This is a genomic window from Caballeronia sp. EK, from assembly GCF_014384845.1.
Classification (GTDB): Bacteria; Pseudomonadota; Gammaproteobacteria; order Burkholderiales; family Burkholderiaceae; genus Caballeronia; species Caballeronia jiangsuensis.
Genome location: NZ_JACSUE010000026.1, coordinates 1 through 23428, shown reverse-complemented (window position 1 = coordinate 23428; position 23428 = coordinate 1). Strand labels below are relative to the sequence as shown.

The 23428-nt window shown below is 63.9% G+C and carries 22 protein-coding genes; 10 read left to right on the top strand and 12 right to left on the bottom strand.

Annotated elements, in window-relative coordinates:
- The first annotated feature begins 90 nt into the window (after positions 1-90).
- Positions 91-3624, top strand: a complete 3534-nt coding sequence (gene dnaE / locus IAG25_RS38080) for a DNA polymerase III subunit alpha (RefSeq protein WP_187609485.1) — start codon at positions 91-93, stop codon at positions 3622-3624.
- A 17-nt stretch (positions 3625-3641) separates the two neighbouring features.
- Here dnaE and IAG25_RS38075 read toward each other — a convergent pair whose 3' ends face one another.
- A complete protein-coding gene (locus IAG25_RS38075; protein WP_187609453.1) occupies positions 3642-4403 on the bottom strand; it encodes a glycosyltransferase family 2 protein in 762 nt (253 codons plus the stop codon).
- A 265-nt stretch (positions 4404-4668) separates the two neighbouring features.
- On the opposite strand from IAG25_RS38075, the gene waaC reads away from it, so the two are divergent.
- The 5 genes from waaC to IAG25_RS38050 all read left to right on the top strand — a co-directional run bounded on the left by waaC (position 4669) and on the right by IAG25_RS38050 (position 11134).
- Positions 4669-5637, top strand: a complete 969-nt coding sequence (gene waaC, locus IAG25_RS38070; protein WP_187609452.1) for a lipopolysaccharide heptosyltransferase I — start codon at positions 4669-4671, stop codon at positions 5635-5637.
- Positions 5634-6776, top strand: a complete 1143-nt coding sequence (locus tag IAG25_RS38065; RefSeq protein ID WP_187609451.1) for a glycosyltransferase family 4 protein — start codon at positions 5634-5636, stop codon at positions 6774-6776. Before waaC ends, IAG25_RS38065 begins: the two co-directional genes overlap by 4 nt.
- Positions 6777-6925: 149 nt before the next feature.
- Positions 6926-8236 (top strand): O-antigen ligase family protein, encoded by a 1311-nt coding sequence (locus IAG25_RS38060; RefSeq protein WP_187609450.1) that lies wholly within the window; start codon positions 6926-6928, stop codon positions 8234-8236.
- A 93-nt stretch (positions 8237-8329) separates the two neighbouring features.
- Positions 8330-10114 (top strand): lipid A export permease/ATP-binding protein MsbA, encoded by a 1785-nt coding sequence (gene msbA / locus IAG25_RS38055; protein WP_187609449.1) that lies wholly within the window; start codon positions 8330-8332, stop codon positions 10112-10114.
- A gap of 618 nt (positions 10115-10732) precedes the next feature.
- Positions 10733-11134, top strand: a complete 402-nt coding sequence (locus IAG25_RS38050) for a hypothetical protein (RefSeq protein ID WP_255504283.1) — start codon at positions 10733-10735, stop codon at positions 11132-11134.
- Between the two features lie 29 nt (positions 11135-11163).
- Here IAG25_RS38050 and rng read toward each other — a convergent pair whose 3' ends face one another.
- The 9 genes from rng to upp form a co-directional block, all read right to left on the bottom strand.
- Complete coding sequence (gene rng, locus IAG25_RS38045) at positions 11164-12633, bottom strand: ribonuclease G (protein ID WP_187609448.1); 1470 nt, start codon at positions 12631-12633, stop codon at positions 11164-11166.
- 7 nt (positions 12634-12640) lie between these two features.
- On the bottom strand, positions 12641-13255 hold the full coding sequence (locus IAG25_RS38040; protein ID WP_187609447.1) for a Maf family protein: 615 nt from the start codon (positions 13253-13255) through the stop codon (positions 12641-12643).
- Positions 13256-13310: 55 nt separating this feature from the next.
- The gene (gene rlmH, locus IAG25_RS38035; RefSeq protein ID WP_035510408.1) at positions 13311-13781 is read right to left on the bottom strand and encodes a 23S rRNA (pseudouridine(1915)-N(3))-methyltransferase RlmH; all 471 of its coding nucleotides are present in this window, start codon (positions 13779-13781) and stop codon (positions 13311-13313) included.
- A gap of 14 nt (positions 13782-13795) precedes the next feature.
- A complete protein-coding gene (rsfS, locus tag IAG25_RS38030) occupies positions 13796-14248 on the bottom strand; it encodes a ribosome silencing factor (protein WP_187609446.1) in 453 nt (150 codons plus the stop codon).
- A 2-nt stretch (positions 14249-14250) separates the two neighbouring features.
- Positions 14251-14961 (bottom strand): nicotinate-nucleotide adenylyltransferase, encoded by a 711-nt coding sequence (locus IAG25_RS38025; RefSeq protein WP_187609445.1) that lies wholly within the window; start codon positions 14959-14961, stop codon positions 14251-14253.
- A complete protein-coding gene (gene hemF / locus IAG25_RS38020) occupies positions 14952-15911 on the bottom strand; it encodes an oxygen-dependent coproporphyrinogen oxidase (RefSeq protein WP_187609444.1) in 960 nt (319 codons plus the stop codon). Before hemF ends, IAG25_RS38025 begins: the two co-directional genes overlap by 10 nt.
- Before the next feature lie 138 nt (positions 15912-16049).
- Positions 16050-17351 (bottom strand): phosphoribosylamine--glycine ligase, encoded by a 1302-nt coding sequence (gene purD, locus IAG25_RS38015; RefSeq protein WP_187609443.1) that lies wholly within the window; start codon positions 17349-17351, stop codon positions 16050-16052.
- A 257-nt stretch (positions 17352-17608) separates the two neighbouring features.
- A complete protein-coding gene (locus IAG25_RS38010; protein WP_187609442.1) occupies positions 17609-18337 on the bottom strand; it encodes a YebC/PmpR family DNA-binding transcriptional regulator in 729 nt (242 codons plus the stop codon).
- A 341-nt stretch (positions 18338-18678) separates the two neighbouring features.
- The gene (gene upp / locus IAG25_RS38005) at positions 18679-19332 is read right to left on the bottom strand and encodes a uracil phosphoribosyltransferase (protein ID WP_035510419.1); all 654 of its coding nucleotides are present in this window, start codon (positions 19330-19332) and stop codon (positions 18679-18681) included.
- Positions 19333-19573: 241 nt separating this feature from the next.
- Between upp and IAG25_RS38000 the strand changes: the two genes are divergently transcribed.
- From IAG25_RS38000 to kdpE, 4 genes are read left to right on the top strand one after another with little or no spacing between them, the layout of a single operon-like run.
- The gene (locus tag IAG25_RS38000) at positions 19574-20353 is read left to right on the top strand and encodes an SDR family oxidoreductase (RefSeq protein WP_187609441.1); all 780 of its coding nucleotides are present in this window, start codon (positions 19574-19576) and stop codon (positions 20351-20353) included.
- 15 nt (positions 20354-20368) lie between these two features.
- A complete protein-coding gene (locus IAG25_RS37995) occupies positions 20369-20755 on the top strand; it encodes a methylglyoxal synthase (RefSeq protein WP_035510424.1) in 387 nt (128 codons plus the stop codon).
- A gap of 24 nt (positions 20756-20779) precedes the next feature.
- Positions 20780-21754: a quinone oxidoreductase family protein gene (locus IAG25_RS37990; RefSeq protein WP_187609440.1), complete on the top strand. Its 975-nt coding sequence runs from the start codon at positions 20780-20782 to the stop codon at positions 21752-21754.
- Between the two features lie 48 nt (positions 21755-21802).
- Positions 21803-22501: a two-component system response regulator KdpE gene (gene kdpE / locus IAG25_RS37985; RefSeq protein ID WP_035510430.1), complete on the top strand. Its 699-nt coding sequence runs from the start codon at positions 21803-21805 to the stop codon at positions 22499-22501.
- Here kdpE and IAG25_RS37980 read toward each other — a convergent pair.
- The gene (locus IAG25_RS37980) at positions 22477-23169 is read right to left on the bottom strand and encodes an SDR family oxidoreductase (protein ID WP_187609439.1); all 693 of its coding nucleotides are present in this window, start codon (positions 23167-23169) and stop codon (positions 22477-22479) included. The genes kdpE and IAG25_RS37980 overlap by 25 nt on opposite strands.
- A gap of 33 nt (positions 23170-23202) precedes the next feature.
- The coding region (locus tag IAG25_RS41265) for a hypothetical protein (RefSeq protein ID WP_222946839.1) at positions 23203-23428 on the bottom strand (226 nt) is incomplete at its 5' end.

Genomic DNA, 23428 nt, shown 5'->3' with positions numbered 1-23428 from the left:
CGCTTTGCGCGTGCGCAATTTCGGGCGTGCGCGCGGGCCTTATCCGTTCGGCCAACGCGATCGCCGCGCCCGATTTTGCGTATGTCCCGCATGTACAATACCGCCATGTCAGATCCCCGCTTCGTTCATCTCCGCGTCCACTCCGAATTCTCGATTGCCGACGGCATCGTGCGGCTGGACGACGTCGTCAAGGCTGCCGCAAAAGACGGGCAAGGCGCGCTCGCGCTGACCGATCTCGGCAACGCGTTCGGTCTCGTGCGCTTCTACAAGGAAGCGCGCGACAATGGCGTCAAGCCCATCGCGGGCTGCGATGTCTGGATCACCAATCCCGCCGATCGCGACAAGCCCTCGCGTCTCCTTCTTCTCGTGCGCGACAAAGAGGGCTATCTCAATCTGTGCGAGCTGTTGAGCCGCGCGTGGCTCACGAATCAGTATCGCGGCCGCGCCGAGGTGATGGTCGAATGGCTCGAAGAAGGTCTGGCCGCCGGGCTGCTCGCGCTCTCGGGTGCGCAGACAGGCGACATCGGCATGGCGCTCGCGGCGGGCAATGCAGCCGCCGCGCAACGCAATGCCGAGCGCTGGGCGGCGCTCTTTCCCAACGCGTTCTACATCGAATTGCAACGCGCGGGTCAGCCGGGCGAGCAGGCTTATGTTCAGGAAGCGGTCAGGCTCGCCGCGAAGCTGAAGCTGCCCGTGGTCGCAACGCATCCGCTGCAGTTCATGACGCCCGACGACTACACCGCGCACGAAGCGCGCGTGTGCATTTCCGAAGGCGATATCCTCGCGAATCCGCGGCGTCAGAAACGCTTCACGAACGATCAGTTTTTCCGCACGCAGGACGAGATGTGCGCGCTCTTCGCGGACATTCCGTCGGCGCTCGCGAACACCGTCGAGATCGCGAAGCGCTGCAATCTGACGCTCGAACTCGGCAAGCCGAAGCTGCCGCTTTTCCCGACGCCCGATGGCATGTCGCTCGACGACTACCTCGTGCAGTTGTCGAAGGAAGGGCTCGAAGTCCGGCTGCAACAGCTTTATCCCGATGCCGCCGAACGTGAAGCGCAGCGCGAAACGTATTACGCGCGCCTCGACTTCGAGTGCGGCACGATCATCAAGATGGGCTTTCCGGGCTACTTCCTGATCGTCGCCGACTTCATCATGTGGGCGAAGAACAATGGCGTGCCGGTCGGTCCGGGCCGCGGTTCGGGCGCGGGTTCGCTGGTCGCGTACGCGCTCGGCATCACCGACCTCGATCCTTTGCGCTACAACCTGCTGTTCGAGCGCTTTCTGAATCCGGAACGCGTGTCGATGCCCGACTTCGACATCGACTTCTGTCAGGAAGGGCGCGACCGCGTCATCCAGTATGTGAAGGGCAAGTACGGCGCCGATGCCGTCTCGCAGATCGCCACCTTCGGCACGATGGCCGCGAAGGCCGCGGTGCGCGACATCGGCCGCGTGCTCGATCTCGGCTACATGTTCACGGACGGCATCGCGAAGCTGATTCCGTTCAAGCCCGGCAAGCACGTGACCATCGCGGATGCGATGAAGGAAGAGCCCGCGCTGCAGGAACGCTTCGACAACGAAGACGAAGTGCATCAGCTGCTCGAACTCGCGCAGCGCGTGGAAGGGCTCACGCGTAACGTCGGCATGCACGCGGGCGGCGTGCTGATCGCGCCGGGCAAGCTCACGGATTTCTGCCCGCTCTATACGCAGGGCGAAGACGGCGGCGTCGTCAGCCAGTACGACAAGGACGACGTTGAAGCTGTCGGCCTCGTGAAGTTCGACTTTCTGGGCCTGACCACGCTCACCATTCTCGACTGGGCCGAGCGCTATATCCGCCGGCTCGATCCGTCGAAGAAGGACTGGAATCTCGCGCAGGTGCCGCTCGACGATCCGGCGTCGTTCTCGATCCTCAAGAAAGCGAACACCGTCGCCGTGTTCCAGCTCGAAAGCCGCGGCATGCAAGGCATGCTGAAGGACGCGCAGCCGGACCGCTTCGAGGACATCATCGCGCTCGTGGCGTTGTATCGTCCGGGCCCGATGGACCTGATCCCGAGCTTCTGCGCGCGCAAGCACGGACGCGAGATCGTCGAATATCCGGACCCGCGCGTCGAGCCTGTTCTGAAAGAGACCTACGGCATCATGGTCTATCAGGAGCAGGTGATGCAGATGGCGCAGATCATCGGCGGCTACTCGCTCGGCGGCGCGGACTTGCTGCGTCGCGCGATGGGCAAGAAGAAGCCCGAGGAGATGGCCAAGCATCGCGAGATTTTCGCGGAAGGCGCGGCAAAGAACGGCCTCACGCGCGAGAAGGCCGACGAAACCTTCGACCTGATGGAGAAGTTCGCCGGCTACGGTTTCAACAAGTCGCACGCGGCCGCCTATGCGTTGCTCGCGTATCACACGGCGTGGCTCAAGGCACATCATCCGGCGGAATTCATGGCGGCCAACATGTCGCTCGCCATGGACGACACCGACAAGGTGAAGATCCTCTTCGAGGACTGCGCGACGAACGGCATGGCGGTGCTGCCGCCGGACATCAATCGCTCGGCGTATCGCTTCGAGCCGGTCGCGGAACCTGACGGCAAGCGCTCGAAAACCATTCGCTATGGTCTGGGCGCGGTGAAGGGCAGCGGGCAGAACGCGATCGAGGAAATCCTGCGCGCGCGCGAGGACGGTCCGTTCGTCGATCTGTTCGATTTCTGCGAGCGCATCGACCGTCGTGTCGTGAATCGTCGCACGGTGGAAGCGTTGATCCGCTCGGGCGCGTTCGACACGGTGCACGCGAATCGCGCGCAACTGCTCGCATCGGTGCCGCTCGCGATGGAAGCCGCCGATCAGGCCGCCGCGAACGCGATGCAGGCCGGTCTCTTCGACATGGGCGACGCGCCGCTCGCGAAACACGAGTACGTCGACGAAGCCGAGTGGTCGGACAAGAAGCGTTTGCAGGAAGAGAAGACCGCGCTCGGCTTCTATCTGTCGGGCCATCTCTTCGATGCGTACAAGGGCGAAGTGCGCCGTTTCGTGCGCCAGAAAATCGGCGAGCTGAAAGAAGGGCGCGACAAGCTGGTCGCGGGCGTCATTTCGGCGATGCGCACGCAGATGACGCAGCGGGGCAAGATGCTGATCGTCAATCTCGACGACGGCAGCGGCCAGTGCGAAGTCACCGTCTTCAACGAGCAGTTCGAGGCGAACAAGGCGCTCTTCAAGGAAGACGAGTTGCTCGTCGTGCAAGGTCAGGCGCGCAACGACGCGTTCACGGGGGGCATCCGCTTCACCGTAGATACGGCGATGGACCTCGAGCGCGCGCGCAGCCGCTATGCGCAGTCCGTGAAGGTCGAGATGAACGGCAACGCCGATGCGTTGCGCCTGCGTCGCGTGCTCGAAGCGCATGCGGCGGGCGCCGAAGCGCCTGCGCCCGTTGCCGCGCCGTCTGCTCGCGATAACGGCCGTTCGCGTCAAAGCGCGCCCATTCCGAACGGCCTGAACGTGAGCATCGTCTATCGCAGCGAGCATGCCGAAGGCGAAGTGCGCCTCGGCGACGCGTGGCGCGTCAAGCCAACCGACGAACTCATCACGGCGCTGCGCGGTGAATTCGCGGGCAGCGCGATCGAAATCGTCTACTGACGCCGCCGCCGGCGGTGTCAGCGCGTGTCGTTGAGACGGGCGAGCTTCAGAAAGCGGTAATAGACGGTTTGAGCGTTGAACACCGCGATCATGAAGCCTGTCCGGCCGTCCAGAAACCCGCGACGCAGAAAGTAGGTGCGCACGAACGCCCATAGTCCGCGCGTCACGGCAATCCCCAGACTGCCGCGCTTGCCAGCCGAATGACGTTGCAGCGCGCCTGCGCTGGAATACGCATCGAGCTTGCGCAGAACGGTCTCGAAGTCTTCGTACGAGTAGTGCAGCAGCTTGCCTTCGAGTCGCGCAACGGGCGTCGCCGGGTCGAAGACCAGCCGCTCGTGCACGAGGTCATCCGAGAAGCGCGCCGAGCCGCGTCGAAAGAGCCTCGCCAGACGGTCGGGATACCAGCCGCTATGTCTGACCCATTCGCCGCAGAAGCTCGAAAGCCGGTCGACTGTGCAGACGTCGGCGCGTGGCGTATCGATGGCCGTTCGAATGGCCGCCGCAAGCTCCGGCGTGACGATTTCGTCCGCGTCGATGGACAGGATCCAGTCGGTGGAAAGCGCGTCGAGCGCGCGATTTTTCTGCGGCCCGAAGCCGGGCCAGTCGCGCTCGATCCGCACGCGCGCGCCGTGCGCCTGCGCGATCTCGGCCGTACCGTCGGTGCTGCCGCCGTCGATCACGACGATATCGTCCGCGAAGGCGACCGATTGCAGGCACTGCGCGAGCCGCGCAGACGCGTTGTAGGTGATGAGAGCGATGCCGAGTGTGGGTCGGTTCATTTTGCTGGGCGGTATGCCTGACGCGGGCGGCAGCGAGACGAGTTTCGCCCCGGCGACCCGCCGATTGGCCCCGTGATAGCCGGTTTCAGGAGAACGGGGACTGTATAATGTCACACATCAGTCTTGTCGCAAGAGCCCGGACGGGAAATGCGCGAGACGGTCATAGCGCTTGCTATCGCATATCTCTCGTGGCGCCACGTTCCGGATTCACTTTCCGAGAGCAACTCTCACAACGGTCGCAACGGGCTTTCCCGCAATTTTCTGAATGAAGCGAATCTTAGTAGTCAAGGTCACTTCGATGGGCGACGTGATCCAGGCACAGGCTGTCGTCGCGGACCTGCATCGCGCGTTTCCGGGCGTGCAGATCGATTGGGCCGTCGATGAGGCATTCGCGGACATATTGCGCTGGAATCCCGGGATTTCGCGTGTGCTGTATGCGCCATTGCGCCGCTTCAAGAAAACCCGCAGTGCGAAAGATTTTGCGGCGATCTGGGCGTCGATCAAGGAACTGCGCCGCGAACGCTACGATGCGGTCTTCGATCTGCACGGCGTCTACAAGAGCGCCATCATCTCGTTTCTCGCGCGCGCAAAACGCCGCTTCGGTTACGACAACGTTAATCTCGGCGAACGCGGCGCCGCATTCGCCTATTCGGACCGGTTCGCGCCGCGCCACGACAGGAACGCGTGGGACGGCATGCGCCGCGCGCTGAGCGAAGCGCTCGACTATCCGATCGAACCCGTTCCGTCGATCGTTCTCACCGTGCCTCAACCCGCCGTGCCGCCCGAGACGGTCAGGCACGCGCCGTACGCGCTGCTGTTTCATGCGACGTCGAAGGAAGAGAAGAAGTGGCCCGTCGCGAACTGGATCGCGGTGGGACAGTCGCTCGTCGAACGTGGCGTGACGCCTTTGCTGCCGTGGGGCACCGATGCCGAGCGCGACAACGCCGAAGCCATCGCGCGAGGCGTGCCCGGCGCGCATGTGCTGCCGAAGATGTCGGTCGTCGAGCTCGCGCAGTGTATCCAGTTGAGCGCGCTCGTCGTTGGAACCGATACCGGCCTCGTGCATCTCGCGAGCGCGCTGCGCCGGCCGACCGTGATGATCTTCAGCGCGACGTCGCGTCCGCTTTTCGGCATCGATATTCCGGACTTGTGCATTTCCATCGGCGACGACGGCAGGCCACCCTCCGTCGCCGAAGCACTCGACGCCATCGAGCATGTAAGGAAACCGGCTTGAAAATTCTTCTGACTAACTTCCACCGCGGTCGGGGCGGCGGTCACGATACCTATATCCTTGCCATCGCGCAGGCGTTGTCGCCGCAGCATCGGATCTTCGTCGCGGCGCCGGCCACGAGCCGTCTCTTCATGCAGGCGGGCGCGTTGCCCGGCGTCACGACCTTTCCGATCGATTTTTCCGCGAAGTTCAAGGAACTCGCAAAGCTGCCCGGAGAATATCGCGCGCTGCGGGGTCTGCTCGAACGCGAGCGCTTCGACGTCATTCATGTGAATGGATCGCCGGATCATCGGCTGGTGATGCTCGTCATGCTCGCGTGGAAGGGAAAGCGTCCGCGAATCGTCCTGACGAAGCACAACTCGATCCGAATCAAGCACGATTTCCTGACGAGACTGCGAGCGACGCGCGCCACCGACGACGTCATCGCCGTCTCGGACTCGACCGCGCAACTGATGCGCGAGTCGGTCTACGGGCGTTGTCCCGTCACGGTCATCAAGAACGGCATCGATACGGTCGGCCGCTATGCGCCGCGCGATCCGCAGGCGGCGGCGCAACAGCGCGGCGCTTTGCTCGGGCCGCGCGCAGGCGACCGGCTCGTGATCGGTACCGTGACCGGCTTCGACTGGTACAAAGGCACCATGGGCATGATCGAGGCGGTGGCGGCGCTGCCCGAACCGCTGCGCGATGAGGTGATGGTGGTCGTGGCGGGCGTCGAGCCGAACGCCGAGCAGCGTCGGCAAATCGAGGCGCTCGGCATGAGCGGGCGCGTGCATGTCGCGGGATTCGTCGAGGATGTGCCGAGTGTGATCGCGTCATTCGACATCGGTTTCGTGCTGTCCTACGCGATCGAAACCGTATCCTTCGCGTGCCGGGAAATGATGGCGATGGGCAAGCCCGTGATCGTGTCGCGCTACGCCGGCTTGCCGGAAAATATCGACGACGGCGTGGATGGCTGGATCGTGGAACCGCGCGACACCGCGGGCCTTTCTTCGCTGCTGCAGACGATCATCGCCGGGCGCGATCGATTGCCGGCCATCGGAGCACGCGCGCGCGAGCGAGCCGTCCACGAGTTTTCGGACGAGCGCTTCATCGCGGACACTGAAGAAGTCTATCGGCAGGGCGGCGCGGCGCGCGGCGTCTGACGGCGCACGCGTACACTGCAACCCAACACTGCTTTTCTGCGCGAGGTCGGGTATCTCGCGAACGGCCTGGGCGGCAGCGACTGAACAACGGCGCGCATCGAGGCGCAACGAAACGCTCGGACGAGCGCGCACGGCATCTTTACGACACTATGGAAATCACACGGATCTGGAATACGAGCTTGTCGGGTCCTGACTCTTACCAGTTGATCGCGGCGAAATGGTTCGCGGTCGTCACGCTCTGGCTCGTGCCGATTTCGACGGCGGGCGTCAATCTGGGCTCGGCGGCGTGCGCCGTGTTCGCGCTGACGTCGCCGGAAGTATGGCGGCGGGCGGGTGGGCTGTGGAAGCGCTCGCGTGCGGCGGTTATCGCGCTTGCGCTCTTCGTCGCGCTGGCGTTGAGCGTCGCGTACACGGCCGCGCCGACGAGCGAGGCAATCGACTTCCTGATGAAGTATCGGAAGCTGTTGTTCATTCCGCTGCTGATTCTCGTCTTCGCCGACAGCGAGCGCACGAAATGGTCGGCCATGGCGACGTGGGGCTTGTTCGCCGCGCTCGTCCTCTCGATGGTGCTGACTTACACCAATTTTCTTGGCTGGACCGCGGTCGGGCCGCGACACGGCACGGACCCCGTCTCGAAGCCGTGGGTGTTCAAGGACCACATTTCCGGCGGCCTGATGATGGCGTTTCTCGTGTGTCAGTCCTGGTCGCTGGCCGGCACGACGCGCAACCGGACTGCCAGGATCCTGCTCGCGCTGGTTTCGCTGCTTGCGATGGGCAATGTCCTCTTCGTCCTGCAAGGCCGCACGGGTCAGGTCGTCGCGATCTTCTACATGGCGATCTTCCTCGTCATGCAGGCCGTTCAGTTCCGCAAACACGACAAGGTCTCGCGCTGGATCGCCGGCGTGGGCGCGATCATGATCGCGGTGTGCATCGCGGCGTTCGTGCTGTACGCGAAAGACTCGCGCCTCGCCGGCACCGCGCAGGAAATCACCCAGTTCGAGACGCAGAACAAAGTCACGTCGATGGGTCTGCGATACGAGTACTATCGGCGCAGCATCGAGTTGATCGCGCACAGACCCTTTTACGGATACGGCGCCGGCAGCGTGCGCACGGAGTTCGAGCGTCTCCAGAGCGCGAACGCAGGCGCGAATTTCGTCATGATCGGCAATCCTCACAACGAGTTCCTGCTGATGGGCGTTCAACTGGGCGTCGTCGGCGTGGCGCTGCTCGTCGCGCTGTTCATCACGCTCGCGCTAGAATGCAGCCAGCTTGCCGCGCCCGAGCGAGGCGTCGCAATCGGCTATCTGTTCGCGTTCGCGCTGGGATGTTGCGCGAATTCGCTGCTGCTCAATTTCACGGAAGGAAACTTGCTGGTCTTTCTCGTTGGAATACTGATTGCCGCGGCGCCCCGCCGCGAGAGCCAGTCCCGCGCGTCGAGCGCGGGCGCGGCTTCAAACTGACTATCTGTAGCCGCCGGGCGCCCGCGCGATGAACGAGAGAGACTGCTCGACGCGCAGGGCAGCCGACGAGTGCGGCGAGTAGGAGATCACCTCTTGAATAAACAGGCAACCTTGCGCAAGACGATCGGCGGCACCGACGTATCGTCGCCAATGGCCGTTTTGAAGCGGCTCTGGCCGTACATTCGTCCGCTGCTCGGCATGGCGTTGCTCGGCATCGCGACGATGGGCATCGTTGCCGCGAGCGAGGCCGGCATTCCGATGCTGCTCAAACCGCTGCTCGATCACGGCTTCGGCTCGAAAGGCAGCGATCACGCGCGCTGGCTCGTGCCGCTCGCCGTCGTAGGGCTCGCGCTCGTGCGCGGTGCGGCGCAGTACGCGTCCGGCTATTTCCTCTCCTACGTGACGAACAAGATCCTGCTGCAACTGCGGCTCGAAATGTTCCACCGCATGATCCACACGAGCGCGGGCTTCTTTCAGCGCGAGACCGCGAGCACGGTCATCAACGCGATCGTTTTCGAGGTCAACCAGATCCTGAATGTGCTGTCGAGCGTGGTTGTGACGCTCGTGCGCGATTCGCTCACGGTCGTGTTCCTACTCGGCTATCTGTTCATTCTCAACTGGCGCCTCACGCTGATCGTCGCGGTGATCCTGCCCGCGATCGGCTGGCTCGTCAGCAAGATCAACCGCCGTCTGCGGCGTCTGAACCGCGAGCATCAGGCGCTGACGAACGAACTGTCGTACGTCGTCGAGGAGACGGTCGGCGGCTACAAGGTCGTGAAGGTGCATAACGGCGAGCGCTACGAGATCGACCGCTTTTCGGAGATGAGCCATCGCCTGCGCGGTTACTCGATGCGCATGCAGGTTTCCGGCGGGCTCGCGCAGCCGCTCACGCAGTTTCTCGCGTCGATCGCGCTGGCTATCGTGCTGACGATCGCGGTCGTGCAGTCGGCGCACGATCAGACGACGGTCGGCGGCTTCGTCGCGTTCGTCACGTCGATGCTGCTCGTGATTTCGCCGCTCAAGCATCTCATCGACATCAATCAGCCGATGCAGCGCGGCGTGACCGCGGCGGAACTGATCTTCGGACTGATCGACGAACCGGCCGAGCCCGAGGGCGGCGGGCGCCGTCTTCCGCGCGCACGCGGCGAAGTCGAATTCCGTGATGTGACCTTCAGCTACGGCTCCATCGACCGGCCGACGCTCGATCGCGTGTCGTTCAAGGTCGCACCGGGCGAGATGGTCGCGCTTGCGGGCCCGTCGGGCAGCGGCAAGACGACGCTCGTGAACCTGCTGCCGCGCTTCTTCGATCCGCGTGCCGGTCAGGTGCTCGTCGATGGCGTGCCTGTCAACGAATACAGCCTGCACGATCTGCGCGGCCAGCTCGCGATGGTCAGCCAGGACGTCGTGCTGTTCAACGATACGATCGCGGCGAACGTTGCGTACGGTCAGACGCCGGATCGCGAGCGCGTGATGTCGGCGCTCGTTGCGGCGAATCTGTCGGATGTGGTGGCGTCGCTGCCGGATGGCATCGATACGCTTATCGGCGGCAATGGCATGCGGCTGTCGGGTGGGCAGCGTCAGCGTCTCGCGATCGCGCGCGCGATCTACAAAGACGCACCGATCCTCATTCTCGACGAAGCGACCTCGGCGCTGGATTCGGAATCGGAGCGGCATGTGCAGTCGGCGCTCGAAACGCTGATGAAGGGACGCACCACGCTCGTCATCGCGCACCGGTTGTCGACGATCGAGCGCGCGGACCGCATCCTCGTGATGGAGGCGGGGAAGATCGCGGAGCAGGGCAGTCATGCCGAATTGTTGCGCAAGGATGGGTTGTATGCCCATTTGCATCGGATTCAGTATCAGCAGCAGGCGGCGTGACGCGGGGACAGGACGAGGAATTTCTTTGCGTGGACATATAGGAAATTCCTTGTTCACGCGAATTGCGCCTAACGGGATCATGTCCTCTCTGAACCGAGGCGGACGATTCCGATGGCCTACCACAAATATCCCCGATTTATCGAGCAAATCGATCACGCAGCGTTCGACGCACTTGCCGATCCCGGACAAGCGACGCCGCATTCAGGAATCTACCGATGCGAAGCGTGTGGCAAGAGTATCGTGTCCACGTCTGGTCATCCATTGCCGCCGCAAAACCATCATCAGCATTCGACCAGGGAAGCCATTCGTTGGCGACTGATCGTGGCAACGCATTAACGAAAGACGCGGTTCGGAGAAGAGATGCCGGGGCGATGCGAACGTCGCCGAGCGTCATAAATTAAACACGACGTCGTACGTGTTCAAACCGTCCGCACATACGAACGATCCATACACTTCGTTATGCTATCAATCTCGACCCTCGGCACAGCGCGAGGAATCATGCCTGTGAAGCTCGGCGTGCAGGACCACCACGATGGGGGCGGTGGATGCAGAGCGTAGAGTTGGAAGAATGTATAGAACGACGCTGCGCCTGTTTCCCTTCTACCTTGGTAGATCAAGATGAACGATGAGGCTTTGCAGACGTGGAATTACTTCCACGACTGGTATTTGGATAGCTTGAGCATCGGCCCGAATATCGAACCTCGGACGTTCGCGCTCGGACTGCACCTCGAAAGCCGGCGCGCAGTGGTGACCTTCAATGGCGCGACGTGCGTAGCGGTTGACCGTCTCGGTTTGCTGAATATCGTTTATGGGATTCATGTCATCTCGCCGGAGGACGCGAAGTATGAGCGCGCCTGTAGGGTGCTTGCCACCGGCGAACGTCTTACTAACAGGAAGGCAAACACGCTCGCCTTCGTGTACTCGACACTGGGCGCGGAACTCGCCATTGAATGCGATTCGGTTGACGCGCGCGTGTTCGAAGAGGACATCGTCGATCCGGGTTCGACGTCGCGCCGATGAATCAAATACGAATCGACCCGGCTCAATCCTCACATCAACACAATGTCATACTGCTCCTGACTAAGATTACTCTCCACCTGCAACGAAACCGGCTTCCCGATGAAGTCCATCAGCATGGCCAGATGTTGCGACTCTTCTTCGAGAAATAAATCGATCACCTCCTGCGAAGCCACGACCCGAAACTCGCGCGGATTGAACTGCCGCGATTCGCGCATGATCTCGCGCAGCACGTCATAGCACACGGTCCGCGGCGTCTTCACCTGACCCTTGCCTTCGCATATCGGGCACGGTTCGCACAACACATGAGCGAGCGACTCGCGCGTGCGCTTTCGCGTCATCTCCACGAGCCCCAACTGCGAGAACCCGTTCACCGTCACACGCGTCCGGTCCCGCGACAACGCCTTCTTCAGTTCCCACAGGACCTGATCGCGGTGCTCGACATTCTCCATGTCGATGAAATCGATGATGATGATCCCGCCGAGATTCCTGAGCCGCAGTTGCCGCGCGATCGTATGCGCCGCTTCGAGGTTCGTCTTGAAGATCGTGTCGTCGAAATTGCGCGCGCCGACATAGCCGCCCGTATTGACGTCGATGGTCGTCATCGCCTCGGTCTGGTCGATCATCAAATAACCGCCAGACTTGAGATCGACGCGCCGCGACAGCGCCCGCTGAATCTCCGCCTCGATGTTGTACAGATCGAATAGCGGACGCTCGCCGGTGTAGTGGTGAAGACGCGGCGCAACCGCGGGCGTGAACTCCGCCGCGAAGTCGGCGAGCATCTGATACGTTTCGCGCGAATCGACCTGCATGCGCGTGGTCTCGTCGTTGACGAAATCGCGCAATACGCGTTGCGCGAGGTTCAGGTCCTGATAGAGCAGCGTAGTGGGCGGCACGCGCTGCGCCTGAGCCACGATCGTCGCCCAGGTCTTGCGCAGGTACGCGACATCGGCCGCGAGCTCTTCGCTCGTCGCGTCTTCGGCGATGGTCCGCACGATATAGCCGCCTTTCTCGTCGGCGGGCAGCACGGCCGTCAGGCGCGCGCGCACGGCCTCGCGCTCCGCCTCGCTCTCGATCTTCTGCGAGATGCCGATATGCGGCTCCTGCGGCAGATACACGAGCGTGCGGCCCGCGATGCTCACCTGCGTCGACAGCCGCGCGCCCTTCGTGCCGATCGGGTCCTTCACGACCTGCACCATCAGCGACTGCCCTTCGAAGACGATCTTCTCGATCGGCACATGCGGCGCCGACGAATGCGGCTCGCCCGCGATACGTGGATGCCAGATATCGGCGACATGGAGGAACGCGGCGCGTTCGAGGCCGATATCGATGAACGCGGACTGCATGCCCGGCAGCACACGCACGACACGGCCGAGATAGACATTGCCGACGCGTCCGCGCGAAAGCGTGCGCTCGACGTGAAGTTCCTGAACGGCGCCTTGCTGAACCAGTGCGACGCGGGTTTCCTGCGGTGTGACGTTGATCAGGATTTCTTCGTTCATGGCCTGTTTAGAATGCGACGCGCGCCACGCGCAAGAGTGCTGCTGTTTCGAAAAGGGGCAAACCCATGATACCCGAATAGGACCCGTCGATTCGCTCGATGAACTCCGCCGCGCGTCCCTGTATGCCGTACGCGCCCGCCTTGCCGAGCGGCTCGCCCGACGCGGCATAGCGTTGCAGCGCAGCACGATCGGCGCGCGCGAAGCGCACCGTCGAGCGCGAGAGCGCGGGTTCGAGCAGCGCGCCTTCCGCATCGACGACGGCAAGCGCCGTCAGCACTTCGTGCTCGCGACCCGCGAGGCGTTCGAGCATCGCGACGGCGTCTTCCTCATGCTGCGGCTTGCCGAGGATCAGGCCGTCGATGGTCACGGTGGTATCGGCGACGAGAACCGGCGCGCTCGCATGGCCGCCCGCAACGAGCCGCGCGCGCGCCGCGTGCGCCTTCAACGCGCAGACGCGCACGACATACGCATCGGCGGATTCGCCCGGCAGCTCGGCTTCGAGCGCTTCGGCATCTTCATCGGGACGGGGAAGGAGGAGTTCGTACCGCACGCCGAGCTGACGCAGCAGCTCCTGACGGCGCGGGCTTTGAGACGCGAGATAAACGAAGGGATGAGTCGGCATCTTGAAGTCGGGTTCGAATGGCGCGCACGGCATTCGATCCGACATCGAAAAAGCCTCACGCGCGATGATAGGGATGATTCTGCGTGATGCTCCACGCGCGGTAAAGCTGTTCGGCAAGCAGCACGCGCACCATGCCATGCGGCAGCGTGAGACTCGATATGCGCAGCATCAGCTCGGCGCGCGCTTTCACGGCCGGATCGAGCCCGTCCGCGCCGCCGATCACGAACGCGACATCGCGCCCATCCTGCTGCCAGCCGGGCAGGGCGTTCGCGAGTTGCATCGTGGTCCAGTCGCGGCCGCGTTCGTCGAGTGCGACGACGCGCGCGTTCTTCGGCAAGGCGGCTTCGATGCGCTGCTTCTCGGCCGCCATCACGCTTTCTGCATTGCGTCCCGACGAGCGCTGCTCGGGCTTGATTTCCTTCAGCTCGATGCGCAGTTCGGGCGGCATGCGCTTCGCGTACTCGTCGAAGCCATTCGTGATCCAGTCGGGCATCTTGTGTCCGACGGCGAGGATGACCAGCTTCATCGAATGAAGCGGCTTCAGTGCTTGCGCGTGGTCTTGCGCGCGGGACGTTTGACCGCGGATGCGTCGTCTTCCTCGTCCTCGTCTTCGTCGGCGGTGACGTTCGCGCCGCCGAACATGTTCGGCTTTTGCAGCTTCACGCGCACGGGTTTGTCGCCCCAGACTTCCTCGAGGTTGTAGTACTGGCGCAGCGCGGGTTGCAGGATGTGGACGACCGCGTCGCCGCAATCGACCAGCACCCATTCGCCGATCTCTTCGCCTTCCGTGCTGATGATATCGCCGCCGGCTTCCTTGACCTTCTCGCGCACGCTATTGGCGATTGCCTTGGTCTGCCGGTTCGACGTGCCGCTCGCCACGACCACGCGGTCGAACAGCGACGTCAGATGGGTGGTGTTGAACACCTTGATGTCTTGCGCCTTGACGTCTTCGAGACCGTCGATGATCGCGCGTTGAAGCTTCTGAAGTTCCATGGTTACCGTGTCTGGTACAGGTGATGTTGAACAATATAGTCCCATACAGCCGAGGGGACGTGATCGCGGGCCTGCGTGCGGGCATCGTGTTCGTCTGTCATCGTGCGCGCTTCCTCGCGGATCGCCGTGGCGGATACGTCGATGAGAAGCGTCTCGTCGATGAGCACGTGCCCGTGCGGGCTCGCTTGCAATGTTTCGGGTGACGCGGCGCGCTTTTGCACTTGCGCCGCGACCGCCGCCGGCAGCGTCGCGACATCGAAGCCGGGGCGCGTCTCCACGCAGACATGCGCGTAGTCGAAGAGCCGCATCCATTGATGCCACGAGTCGAGCTTGACGAGCTGATCCGCGCCCATCAGCAACGAAAGCGATGCGTCCGCGCCTTCGCGCTCGCGCCAGCGGGCGAGCGTGTCGACGGTATAGGTGTCGCCCTGGCGATCGATTTCATCGGTGGCGACGATGACCTGCACGCCGTCGAGTTCGAGCGAAGCCGCCGCCGCGCGCGTCATCGCCAGCCGATGCTCCGGCGCCGATACGCCCGCCTTCTGCCACGGCTGACCCGCGGGCAGCAGCACGAGATCGGTCAGTCGCAGCAACTCGACGAAACGCCGCGCGAGCGCGAGATGCCCGTTGTGGATCGGATCGAAGGTGCCGCCGAACAGGCCGACGCGCTTGGCGCACGACGCGCGGACCGATGCGGCCTGGGTCACAGCCATTCCCGCCGCACCAGAAAATCTTCGTAAAGCCGCGCTTCCGGCGTGCCGGGCTCGGGTTGCCAGTCGTAGCGCCAGTTCGCGACGGGCGGCATCGACATCAGAATCGATTCCGTGCGTCCGCCGCTTTGCAGGCCGAAGTGCGTGCCGCGATCGAACACGAGGTTGAATTCGACGTAGCGCCCGCGCCGATACGCCTGAAACTCGCGCTCGTGCGCCGAATACGGCGTGTCGCGGCGGCGTTCGATGACCGGCAGATACGCTTTCAGAAACGCATCGCCGACGCTTCGCATCATCGCGAACGAGCGCTCGAAGCCGGGCTCCGAGAAGTCGTCGAAGAAAATGCCGCCGATGCCGCGCTGCTCGTTGCGATGCTTCAGATAGAAATACTCGTCGCACCACGTCTTGAAGCGCGGATACAGGTCCGCGCCGAACGGATCGAGCGCGTCGCGGCAGACCCGATGGAAATGCCGCGCGTCGTCCTCGTAGCCGTAGACCGGCGTGAGATCCATGCCGCCGCCGAACCAGAAGATCGGCGCTTCGCCCGGCTTCGTCGCGGTGAGCATGCGCACGTTCATGTGCACGGTCGGGCAGTGCGGATTGCGCGGATGCATCACGAGCGACACGCCGAGCGCTTCGAAGCCGCGTCCCGCGAGCTGCGGACGCGCCGCGCTCGCGGAAGGCGGCAGCGCGTCACCCTGCACGTCCGAAAAGCCGATGCCGCCGCGCTCGAAAAACCCGCCGCCTTCCAGAATGCGCGTGACGCCGCCGCCGCGCAGATGCGCGCCGGGCTCGCGGGTCCAGGCATCGGTGGCGAAGGCGGTGCCGTCGAAGGCGCCGAGGGCATCGGCGATGCGCGTCTGCAGGCCCGTCAGATAGTCGCGGACGGCTGCGATATCGTGGGCTGCGTCGTGTTCGTTGTGTTGTTCCGCGCTGCGGTTCGGTTCACTCATCGATTGCTGCGTGCGCCCTGTAGGCGGCCATGAATGGGCGGGGGTTAACCCTTCGTCTCGAAACTCTGAAAAGCACGCTGCCGGACACGAGGTCCGGCAGTGCGTCGGCTCATGCGGCGCAAGCCGCGCGGTGCCGCTTCAGTGCTTGTCGCCAGGCTTGTCCGCCGATTGCTTGCGGTTCACCGCCCGATAGCCGATGTCCCGACGGTACTGCATGCCGTCGAAGGAAATCTGGTTGACTGTATCGTAGACCACGGATTGCGCGCCGCGCACGGAATCCGCCAGACCGACGACGCACAGCACGCGTCCGCCTGAGGTCGTGAGTTTCCCGTCGGTAAGCGTGGTGCCCGCGTGGAAAGTGACGGAATTCTCGGTTTCCGCCGGAATTCCATTGATGCGGTCGCCCTTGCGCGGCGTCTCCGGATAGTTGTGCGCCGCGAGCACGACACCGAGCGCCGTACGGCGGTCCCAGTCGAGATCGACGGTGTCGAGCTTGCCGTCGATCGCCATTTCCACGACCTTCGAGAAGTCGCCTTTCAGGCGCGCCATGATCGGCTGCGTCTCCGGATCGCCCATGCGGCAGTTGAATTCGAGCGTTTTCGGGTTGCCGTTCGCGTCGATCATCAGGCCGGCGTACAGGAAGCCGGTGAAGCGGATGCCCTCGCTTTCCATGCCGCGCACTGTCGGCTGGATGATTTCGCGCATCACGCGCGCGTGCAGTTGCGGCGTGACGATCGGCGCGGGCGAGTAGGCACCCATGCCGCCCGTGTTCGGACCCTTGTCGCCGTCGAGCAGGCGTTTGTGGTCCTGGCTGGACGCGAGCGCGAGCACGTGCTTGCCGTCCACCATCACGATGAAGCTCGCTTCCTCGCCCGCGAGAAATTCCTCGATCACGACGCGCGCGCCCGCGTCGCCGAGCTTGTTGTCGGCGAGCATGGAATCGACGGCGGCGTGCGCTTCTTCCAGCGTCATCGCCACGACGACGCCCTTGCCGGCCGCGAGCCCGTCCGCCTTGACGACGATCGGCGCGCCTTTCGCGTCGATATACGCGTGCGCGGCGGCGGTGTCGGAGAAGGTCTCGTACTCGGCCGTCGGGATGTTGTGGCGCTTCATGAACGCCTTCGCGAAGTCCTTCGAGCTTTCGAGCTGCGCGGCTTCCCGGCTCGGCCCGAAGATTTTCAGGCCGCGCGAGCGGAACAGATTGACGATGCCCGCGGCGAGCGGCTGCTCCGGCCCGACGAGCGTGAACGCGACATGCTCCTTCTCGACGAAATCGGCGAGTTCCGCCGGGTCCGTGATGTCGACGTTGCGCAGACGCTCGTCCTGCGCGGTGCCGCCGTTGCCCGGCGCCACATAGACGATCTGCACGCGCGGCGATTGCGCGAGCTTCCAGGCCAGCGCGTGTTCGCGGCCGCCGGAACCGACGACGAGTAACTTCATTTGAATCCCCGAAATCCTGACAAAAAGCGGCTTGAGAAAAAGCGGCGGGCGCACGGCCCCTGACTTGCGCGCATGACGGCGGTCGATGCGTCGCGAAGGCGGCTCGCGCTGACATCGGCTGCGTCACGCGCCTTCCAGGGGCGATGCCGCGCCGCAAAGATCGCGCGGCGCTGCTCCGGCATGCGAGCCGAAGCGAAAGATGTTCCATGCGGGGGCGGGGCGGCTTTCGTTGCGCCGCGCCCCGCGCGATACGAAGCTCAGTCTTCGTTGATCGCGGCGTTTGTATAGACTTCCTGCACGTCGTCGAGATTTTCGAGCGCGTCGAGCAGTTTTTGCATCTTCGCTGCGTCGTCGCCGCTGAACTCGACTTCCGTCTGCGGCTTCATCGTCACTTCGGCGAGTTCCGCCTTGAAGCCCGCGGCTTCGAGCGCGTCCTTCACCTTCTGGAAATCGTTCGGTGGGCAGATCACCTCGATGCTGCCGTCTTCGTTCGTCACCACGTCGTCCGCGCCGGCTTCGAGCGCCGCGTCCATCAGCTTGTCTTCCGGCGTGCCGGGCGCGAACAGGAACTGGCCGACGTGATCGAACATGAAAGACACCGAGCCGTCCGTGCCCATGTTGCCGCCGAACTTCGAGAACGCGTGGCGCACTTCCGCGACGGTGCGGGTGCGGTTGTCCGTCATCGTGTCGACGATGATCGCCGCGCCGCCGATGCCATAGCCTTCGTAACGGATTTCTTCGTAGTTCGCGCCATCGACGCCGCCGACGCCGCGCTGGATCGCGCGGTTGATGTTGTCCTTCGGCATGTTGGCATCGTAAGCCTTGTCGACGGCCAGACGCAGGCGCGGGTTCGAATCGGCCTCGCCGCCGCCCATGCGCGCCGCGACCTGGATTTCCTTGATGAGGCGCGTCCAGACCTTGCCCTTCTTCGCGTCGGCCGCGGCTTTCTTATGCTTGATGTTGGCCCATTTGGAATGACCCGCCATTACCTTTCTCCATCGCGCTCGGGCGTCGAGCCGTGCGCCTAGTGTGCTGTCGTGCTTGCTTTGATGCCGAATGTGTCTGTCCGCGCCGCGGCTCTCCGGCGGCTGCGGGTTCGCTCGCGGATCGTCGGATCCGGCGTTACCCGAATAGGAGCAGACCGAAATTTTAGCATGGCGGCGCGCGCTCCCTGAACCGCTGCGCGCCGACTGAAACGGGAAAAATGATGCAAACCGCGTGAAATTCCCACGAATCGCGGCGAAATCGTGCGAAGGCGGCGGTAAACGCAAACCGCCGCGCGGATGGCGCGGCGGTCGAGGGCGAAAACGCGGAATGAAACGGACGCTCAGTTCTTCGTGCCGAACAGGCGGTCGCCCGCGTCGCCGAGGCCCGGAACGATATACGCATGCTCGTTCAGATGCGAATCGAGCGACGCCACGTAAAGCTTCACATCCGGATGCGCGTCCTGGAACACCTTGACGCCTTCCGGCGCCGCGACGAGCGCGACGAACACGATGTTCTCGCTCAGCACGTTGCGGCGCTTCATCACGTCGACGGCGTGCACCGCCGAGTAGCCCGTCGCGACCATCGGATCGCACAGGATGAAGACGCGCTCTTCCAGATCGGGCGGCAGGCGCACGAGATACTCGACCGGGCGATGATCCTCCGCCCGATACACGCCGATATGCCCGACGCGCGCCGACGGCACCAGATCGAGCAGGCCGTCCGACATGCCGATGCCCGCGCGCAGCACCGGCACGATCGCAAGCTTCTTGCCGGCGATCACGGGCGCGTCGATATCGACGAGCGGCGTTTCCACGCGTTTGGTCGTGAGCGGCAGGTTGCGCGTGATTTCGTAGCCCATCAGCAGCGTGATTTCCCGCAGCAGCTCGCGGAACGTGCGCGTCGATGTGTCCTTGTCGCGCATGTGGGTGAGCTTGTGCTGGATCAGCGGGTGATCGAGGATGAAGAGATTGGGAAAGCGGCTGTCTTGTTTCATGGGTCTCGCGCGCGCGGCGCGTCCTGCTCGTGTGATGTTCTGCCTGCGACGCTCGGGGAGCGACAGTGGCGACAGTTTACCCAAAAGCCCGCCCGCGCCTAAGAAGAATCGCGTGCCTCGTCCCATACGGCCGCCGACGTTGCCGCCCCGATTCTTCTAGAATTGCGCGATAGACATGAGACCCGCGTGCGCCACGGCGCGCATGTTCGACCAACGCATAAACAAAACTGGAGGATCGACGATGGATATGGGAATCGCGGGCCGCACCGCGCTGGTGTGCGCGGCGAGCAAGGGCCTCGGACGAGGCTGCGCCGAAGCGCTCGCCGCCGAGGGCGTGAATCTGGTCATCACCGCGCGCACGGCGGAAACGCTCGAAGCGACGGCCGCGCACATCCGCGCGCAATACGGCGTGACCGTCACGACGGTCGCGGGCGACATCACGACGCCCGAAGGCCACGCCGCGGCGCTCGCCGCGTGCCCATCACCCGATATTCTGGTCAACAACGCGGGCGGCCCGCCGCCGGGCGACTTCCGCACCTTCACGCACGACATGTGGATCAAGGCCCTGGAAGGCAACATGCTGACGCCGATCGAGCTGATCAAGGCGACCATCGACGGCATGATCGGGCGCGGCTTCGGGCGTATCGTGAATATCACGAGTTCGTCGGTGAAAGCGCCGATCGATGTGCTCGGCCTGTCCAACGGCGCGCGTTCCGGGCTCACGGGCTTCGTCGCGGGCGTCGCGCGCAAGGTCGCATCCACCGGCGTCACGATCAACAATCTGCTGCCGGGCACCTTCGACACCGACCGCATCGCCGTGACGATGGAAGCGCAGGCGAAGGCGCAGAACATCTCGATCGAGGACATGCGCGCGCGCCGTGCGCAGAGTCTGCCTGCCGGACGCTTCGGCACGTCGGAGGAATTTGGCCGTGCGTGCGCGTTTCTATGCAGCGTGCACGCGGGCTACATCACCGGTCAGAACCTGCTGATCGACGGCGGCGCTTACCCCGGCACGTACTGACCAAGGACCACGCACATGACCACACGCGTCGCGCTGATCGCGCACGACATGAAGAAGGACGACATCGTCACGCTCGCGGGCGAGTTCGTCGACACGCTCGCGCAATGCGATCTCGTTGCGACGGGCACGACCGGCGGACGCATCGCGGCGGCGCACGGGCTGGAGATCGAGCGCAAGCTCTCCGGCCCGCACGGCGGCGACCTGCAGATCGGGGCGGAACTGGCGGAAGGCCGCGTGAATATCGTGATCTTCCTGCGCGACCCGATGACTCCGCAGCCGCACGAGCCGGACATCAACGCGCTCGTGCGCGCTTGCGACGTGCACAACGTGCCGTGCGCGACCAACATCGCGACGGCGCGCATGATTCTCGACGACCTGCGCCTGCGTTTTGCGCGGGCCTGACGAACCGATGGAGACGAACGAGCGATGACCAAGGCAATCCGATTCGACAAGGCAGGCGGCCCGGAAGTCATGAAGTGGGTCGACGTGGACGTGGGCGCGCCGGGCAAGGGCGAGATTCGCGTGAAGCACCATGCGGTGGGGCTGAATTTCATCGACGTGTACTTCCGCACCGGCCTCTATCCGATGCCGCTGCCCGGCGGCCTCGGCATGGAAGGCGCCGGCGAGGTGACGGCGGTGGGCGAGGGCGTCACGCAGTTCAAGCCAGGCGATCGCGTCGCGTATGCGTCGCGTCCGCCGGGCGCGTATGCCGAAGAGCGTGTGATGTCGGCGGAATACGTGGTCAAGTTGCCCGATGCGATCGGCTACGATGACGCCGCGTCGATCATGCTGCAAGGCCTGACCGCGCAGTATCTGCTGCGGCGGACGTATCGCGTGAAAGCGGGCGATACCGTGCTGATCCACGCGGCGGCGGGCGGCGTCGGCATGCTCGCGTGCCAGTGGGCCAAGGCGCTCGGCGCGACGGTGATCGGCACGGTCGGTTCGGACGAGAAAGCCGAACTGGCGAAGGCGCACGGCTGCGATTACCCGATCGTCTATACGCGCGAGAACTTCACGCAGCGCGTGCGCGAAATCACCAACGGCGCGGGCGTGCCGGTGGTCTACGATTCGATCGGCAAGGACACGTACATCGCGTCGCTCGATTGCCTCGCGCCGCTCGGCCTCTTTGTCAGCTTCGGCAATTCGTCGGGGCCGCTGCCGCCGCTCGATTCGTCCGAGCTTGCGGGACGCGGCTCGCTGTATTTCACGCGGCCGACGCTTTTCAGCTACATCGCCAAGCGCAGCGATCTCGATGCGATGGCGGCGGAACTGTTCGACGTCGTTTCATCGGGCAAGGTGAAGACGAACGTGCGCCAGCGCTATCCCTTGTCCGATGCGGCGCGCGCCCACGAAGACCTCGAAGCGCGCAAGACGACCGGCTCGACGATTCTTCTGCCCTGAAGTCGCGCCGAGGGGCGGTTCGTCACCATAACGAGCAACTAAAAAACCATGAGCGAGCCGTCCTTCACCGTCGTCCTGATCGAGGACGACAAGCAGATTCGCCGCTTCGTGCGCGTGTCGCTCGAAGCGCAGGGCATGACGGTCCATGAAGCGGAGACGGGGCAGAAGGGTCTCGTCGAGGCGGCGACGCGCAAGCCCGATCTCGTGATCGTCGATCTCGGCTTGCCCGATACCGACGGCATCGACGTGATCCGCGAGCTGCGCGGCTGGACGGAGTTGCCGATCATCGTGCTGTCGGCGCGCACGCAGGAAGAAGAGAAAGTGGCCGCGCTCGACGCCGGCGCCGACGATTACCTGACGAAGCCTTTCGGCGTTTCGGAACTGATGGCGCGGATTCGCGCGCATCTGCGGCGGCGCAATCAGGCGCAGGCGTCGGAGACGCCGGTCGTCGCGTTCGGCGACGTGAGCGTCGATCTCGCGCTGCGCCGTGTCGTGAAGAACGGCGAGAACGTGCATCTGACGCCGATCGAATATCGTCTGCTATCGACGCTCGTGCGGCACGCGGGGCGCGTGCTGACGCATCGGCAATTGCTGGTGGAGGTGTGGGGGCCGTCGCATGTGGAAAGTCCGCACTACTTGCGCATCTACATGGCGCATCTGCGCCAGAAGCTGGAGCGCGATCCCGCGCAGCCCGAGCATATCGTGACGGAAACGGGCGTGGGCTACAGGCTTGTCGGCGCGGCGTGACGGATCGTGTGCGCGGGTTCGAGCCTGAGCGAATCGAGCACGATGTCGATGGGCTCGTCGCCGCCGACGAACGCGATCATCCGGTTGTTGATGCCGCATGTCACGCATTGCAGCGCGATGCGCGCGACGTCGGCGCGCGAGACCTCGGGCTTGTGCTTCGTGAGTTCGCCGGCGAGTGCGATCGCGCCGTGCGCCGGTTCGTCCGATAGCGGTCCGGGCCGGAGAATCGCGTAAGGCACGCCGCGATGCGCGACGTATTCATCGGCTTCGCGCTTCATGCGCGAATAGTGGCGCAGTGCGAACCCGCTGCGCTCCGGGTAGAACGCTGACAGCGCGCTGATGACGATGAGTTGCTGCACGCGGCGGCGTTTTGCGGAGTCGGCGGTGCGCATGACGGCGTCGCGGTCGATCGCGCGTTGCTCGTGCACGCTGTCTGTTTCCGACGATCCGGCTGCGTAGATTACATGCGTGATGTCGTCGAAGGCGTGGGAGAAGTCGTTGGTGAGATCGCCGAGGACGATTTCGGCGCCCATCGCGGCGAGTTCGCTCTTGTGGGCGGATTTGCGCAGCATTGCGCGGAAGGGTATGGATTCGGTGTGGAGTCGCTGCGCGATCAGTCGGCCCGTGCGGCCGTGGGCGCCGATAAGCAGAACCTTTGGCGTTTTCATGCGGGGAGGGATCCTTTTCCACGGTGCTCGTGGCTAGCCTTTACCCGACAAAGTAGGCGATTTTTGCGCGGCGCGCTGGGGGTTGTATTTGCGTTTGCAGCAATTTTGTTTTTTCGCTGGGTCCCGTGTTCGTGTCGGTCTATTAGCACTGCCCCTGTGCGGGGCGGCAGTCACTTTCTTTGCTGCTGCAAAGAAAGTAACCAAAGAAAGCAGCTCGTTTAGGCCCGCGGTCACACGCAGTTTGGCCATGCTTGCCAGC